Origin of the sequence: Streptomyces diastatochromogenes, from assembly GCF_002242805.1 — a bacterium.
In the GTDB taxonomy this organism is placed as follows: domain Bacteria; phylum Actinomycetota; class Actinomycetes; order Streptomycetales; family Streptomycetaceae; genus Streptomyces; species Streptomyces diastatochromogenes.
Map to the genome: position 1 here is coordinate 1 of NZ_MCGQ01000153.1, position 4,842 is coordinate 4,842.

Annotated in this window: 2 protein-coding genes and 1 pseudogene; all 3 read left to right on the plus strand. The window is 71.9% G+C overall.

The window, feature by feature from the left end; genetic code table 11:
- Positions 1-1,172: pseudogene (locus tag BEK98_RS49440) on the plus strand (hypothetical protein); the annotation flags it as partial.
- A gap of 92 nt (positions 1,173-1,264) precedes the next feature.
- Complete coding sequence (locus BEK98_RS48425; protein ID WP_107428348.1) at positions 1,265-3,268, plus strand: dynamin family protein; 2,004 nt, start codon at positions 1,265-1,267, stop codon at positions 3,266-3,268.
- 4 nt (positions 3,269-3,272) lie between these two features.
- A partial coding sequence (locus tag BEK98_RS47255) for a dynamin family protein (RefSeq protein WP_143684294.1) occupies positions 3,273-4,842 on the plus strand: 1,570 nt, incomplete at its 3' end.

Here is a 4,842-nt window from a genome sequence, read left to right on the forward strand (position 1 = left end):
GCGACCTGGACCTGGTGGCCCGCCGTATCTGGCGCCTGTTGTACGCGGGGCCCGACGAGCAATGGGCCGGGGGCGACCTGATCGACCACCAATGCCTGCTGTGGGCCGCTGCCGAGGCACCCGAGCACCTGCGCGAACGTCTGGCACGCGACGCCGCCGCGCTGGAGACACGGATGGCCGTCAAGGTGGCGACCCCCGCCGGATTGCAGGTTTACCGGATCGCCCACCTGCTGGACCTCGCCTCGGACCTCGTCGCCGAGCAGACCCCGGCGCGGCCCGTCGACCCGGCCCGCCGCCTTACCGCCCAGGGCGCCGCCGCCCGCACCGCCCTGACCGACGGCCGCCGGGAACTGCTGCGGACCCTGGACGCCGAGTCGTCCGCCGCCGAGCGAGAGGTGGCCGCCGCGCTGCGGATGCTGGAGCAGGACCTGCAGCGCGATGTGAAGCGTTTCCTGGAGCGTCACCGCGAGGAGCTGTCCGAACCCGCCCGGGTGCGCAGCCTCGTCGGCAGCTGTGTGGACCGCGGCATCCAACGCTGGGCCGCTACCACCGGCCCCGGGCTCAGGGCCAGGGCCGCCCGCATCGATTTCGCGGTGTGCGAGCTCTTCCACCGGCTGGACGAGGCGCTCAGGGGGTGCGGTGCGACGCCGGAGTGCCTGGGGGCGGTGCCCACGGTGTCCCTCGACGGTGCCCTGATGGCTTCCACCAACTCCTCCGCCGGCCCCGTCGCACCCGGGCGAAGTCCCGGCATGGCCGCCGAGGTGGTGGTGGGCGGGGTGCTCGGTGCCGCCGCCGGAGCGGTGCTCACCAGTGGACTCGGCACCGTGCTCGGCGCCGGGGTGGGAGCCGCCGCCGGAGGCATGCTGCGCCACGTGCAGGCCGAACAGCAGCTCGTCCGCGCGACCGCCTACGGGCAGGACGCCGTGCGCAAACGCGTCGCCGGCCTGACACAGCTCGTGCCCGGCGCGGTGCGCCGGGAGGTCGGGGCGCTGCGCAGGACCGTGGAGCAGACCCTGGACCGGGCAGGCCGCGAGCTGGACGCCCTGTGCCCGCCGCAGGACCGCGGGGAGGACATGCCGGAAGCCGGGCACACTGCCGGCCCGGGCGTCACCGTGGAGGCCACCGCCGAGCTGGACGCCCTGCGGCACCGCCTCGCCGCCGTACGGATCTGAGAACTTCCGCCCTGCGGGGCGGAGAACGCGCCACATCCCGGGCGAGCCGCTCAACGCCCGGAGAACAGGGAGGGGAGACCGTGGCACAACACATGAGCAGCACGCTGGCGGAAATGATGCAGCAGGGCGCCGAGCGGGCCACCGGGGAGGCCGGCGTGGCCATCGACGGCCTGGGCACGCTGGCACGGGCGCTGGAGATGAAGGAGACCGCCTCACGATTGGAGGCGACGGCCCTGCAATTGAGGTCGGACACCTTCAACCTGATGGTGATGGGGCGTTTCAAGAACGGGAAGTCCACCCTGCTGAACGCCCTGCTCGGCGGCACCACCCAGCCCGTCGACCTGGCGGGGCACCAGGGGCCCATGATCGTGGACGATCTGCCCGCCACCGCCACCCTCACCGGGGTCCGGTACGCCGACGAGCCGTACATCAAGGCGTGGAGCTTCGAGGGCAAGTCCGAGTCCTGGCCCCTGGACCGCTATCTGCGGGAGTCCACCCTCGACATCGACGAGCAGGAGAGCGAACGCCGCTTCCGGCACATCCGCGAGTTCGAGATGGGTTTCCCCGCCAGGCTCTGCAAGGCCGGCGTCGTCGTCTACGACTCGCCGGGACTGGACGAACACCCCACCCGCACCAAGGTCACCCAGGAGGCCACCCAACGCTGCGACGCCGCCGTACTGGTCTACCGCAGTGATGTGCTGATGGGCCAGAACGAGCTGATGAACGCCTCCGACCTGGTGCGGGAGGGTACCCGGATCTTCACGGTGGTCAACCTCTTCCACGCCCGCCCCGCCGACGACCGGCTCATGGGGTTCGTCTGGAACAGGTACGTCCGCGACCAGCTCGGCGGTCCCGCCTGGGCGGGCCAGGACCTCGCCTCTCGTGACATCTACTTCGTCGACGCCGAACGCGCCCGCCGCGGCGTCTACGGCAACGATCCGGAACTGGTCGAGGCGTCCGGCCTGGCCGAACTCGAGCGGCGGCTGGGCGACTTCCTCCTGCGCGACCGCCACCATGTGCACCTCAAGCGGTACACCACCCAGGCCACCCATCTGGCCCAGGCGGTCGACCAGCACATCGACCAGCGGGTGAAGGCCGCCCGCACCGACCAGACCCGGCTGCGTGAGGCGTACGCGGGCATGCTGCCCACCCTCTCGGCGATCCGGAGCCGCCCGGCCAAGCTGCCCACGCTCTTCGCCCGATATCGTGCCGAGGCCGAAGCCGCCCTGACCACCAGCCTCACGGCGCGGACCACCACCATGCGTGACGGCCTGGCCGACCATGTGGAGGGGGTGGAGGTCAATCTCGGCAAGATGCTCGGAGTGATTCAGCAGAAGAAGGCGGCGGCCACCATCTCCGAGGCGGTCCAGCAGTACATCACCGACAGCCTCTCGGGCTGGGCCGACGCCGAGGCGCAGGACCTGCTCGCGCCGCTGCTCAAGCACCTGGCGGACGACATCGAGGTGGAGATCGTAGCGATCGGCAGGGAGTTCGACGCCCTGCACCTGGAACTGACCGGGTGGGAGGTCGCCCCGGGCGGCAAACCTCTGGTCGGCACCACCGAGCGCGTGCTGGCCGCGGTGGCCGGTTTCGCGCTGGGCGGGCTGGGCGGTGCCGTGGCCGGGGGCGCGGCAGGCTGGCGTGGCGCGGCCGGCGGCGCGGGCGCCGCCCTGGGCGCAGCGGTCGTCCTCGGCATGCTCGGCGTCAGCCCCGCCGCGCCGATCGTCATTCCGGCGGTGCTGGCCGCCTCGCTCCTGGGCAGCATGGGTGGTGGCAGCTTCAACCTGGAGAAGCGCCTCAAGCGCAGGGCGGTCGAGGACGCCGACGCGGGGCTGCGCGATCTGCCGGTACAACTCGGCCCGCAGCTCACCGAGCGCGTGCGGGCAGGCTTCGAGGAGTTGGAGAACCTCGTCACCCAGGAGATCACCGCCGTGATCGAGGAGGAGGAGAACAACATCCGGTCCATGGTCGAGGAGAACCAGCGCGACCAGCACGAACGCGACCAGGCTCTGACCCGGCTCGGCGAAGCCAAGACCACGGTCGCCGGACATCTGGTTCAACTGCAGAAGGCCCTCACCACCGCACAGCAGGTGTGACCCGGTGACCAGGACCCGCAGTACCGCACGGCCGGCGGTGGCACTGCCGCCGGCCCTTGCCCGAGAACTCGCACAACACCACGGCGATGCCTGTCACCGGCGGTTCACCACCGAACTGGAGCGGGTACGGACCGTGCTGGCCGCACCCGGCACCACGGTGGTCTTCGGCGGCCACTTCAGCGCCGGCAAGTCCAGCCTCCTCAACCTGCTAATCGGCCGCCCGCTCCTGCCGGTCGACGACTTCCCGGAGACGGGAGTCGCCTGCGTGATCAGAAAGGGATCCGCCGACCGCGTCACCGTCGTCCGCGCCGGCCGGCGCACAGAGATGCCGTGCACCACCGACGCCATCGCAGAGGCCGTCTCCCTGGTCGCCGCCGACGGCGACTACCGCCGCGAGGTGCTGGAGAGTTGTCGCGTGGTGATCGAGCTGGCCGACTGCCCGGTCCCGGACCGCGTGCGCTGGGTCGACTCACCCGGCATCAACGACACCGATGCCATGACCACCCGGGCTGCCGAGGCCGCCGCCCATGCCGACCTGCTGGTCTGGGTCGTCAACTCCCGGCAGCCGATCTCCACCAGCGAGGAGGAATTCCTCCGGGCCCACCGCGAACGGCACGGACCCGACTCGGTGCTGCTGCTGGTCAATGTCTTCCTCACCGAGGACACCCCCGAGCAGTGGCAGCGCTTCCTGGCCACCAGGGCCGACCACCACCGGGCCCGGCTCCACCACGCACTCGACGGCGCGCTGCCTACAGGACTCGTCTTCGTCAGTGCCCGCGCGGCCGCCGCCGACCCCGGCCACTTCGGCGGACCCGAGGCCCGTGCTCTGCTCGACGGGATCAGCCACGCCGACCCGGCGGTGGCAACCGCCCGGCGAGCCCGTGCGGCGGCGCTGCTGCGCCCTCTGGTCGACGAGGCCGCATTCCGGATCCGCGAGCAGCGGTCCCTCCTGGAACAGGAACGCGCCGGCAAAGACCTGCTGCGGGCCGACCTCGCCACCGCCGGCGAGCTCTTCCGCTCCCAGATGGAGCGGGCTGTGGACGACTGCGCACGGCAATGGGAGATACGAGCCCGCGCCTGCGGTGAACAGATCGCGAACCAGCTGACGACCGGCCCGGTTCAGCGTGACGGCAGCTACGGCCGCCTGCTCACCGGACATCTGCAGGAGGCATCCGCCGAACTGGCCGACGCCCTGGCCCGGACGCTGGACCGCAGCGCCACCACCACCGGGCATGCGGGCCTCACCGAGACGGAGACCCGACAGCTGGCGGAGCTGCTGCGGCCTCCCGCGGTCACCGTCGAGGTGCCGGGCCGGCTCGCCGGACGCCTGCCCGAACTGCGCACCAACAGCCTCGGGCGCACCGTCAGCGGGCGGATCGGCTCGATGATGCCCTCACTGTCGGTCAAAGCCCTGCGGACCATCGACCAGGTCGTCAACGCGGCGGCCGACTCGGTCGAGCGGGCCAAGGAGGCCGCCGAGTCCGCCGTACCCGACCGGGAACGCACCCGGGCGAACATCATGGCCGCAGCGGCCGTGGCCGCACGGCACGCCAAGGAACGGCGCAGCCGGATCC

Excerpts from the sequence above, each read along its gene's own strand:
- BEK98_RS48425 (WP_107428348.1), top strand. The coding sequence starts at position 1,265 with ATGAGCAGCACGCTGGCGGAAATGATGCAGCAGGGCGCCGAGCGGGCC.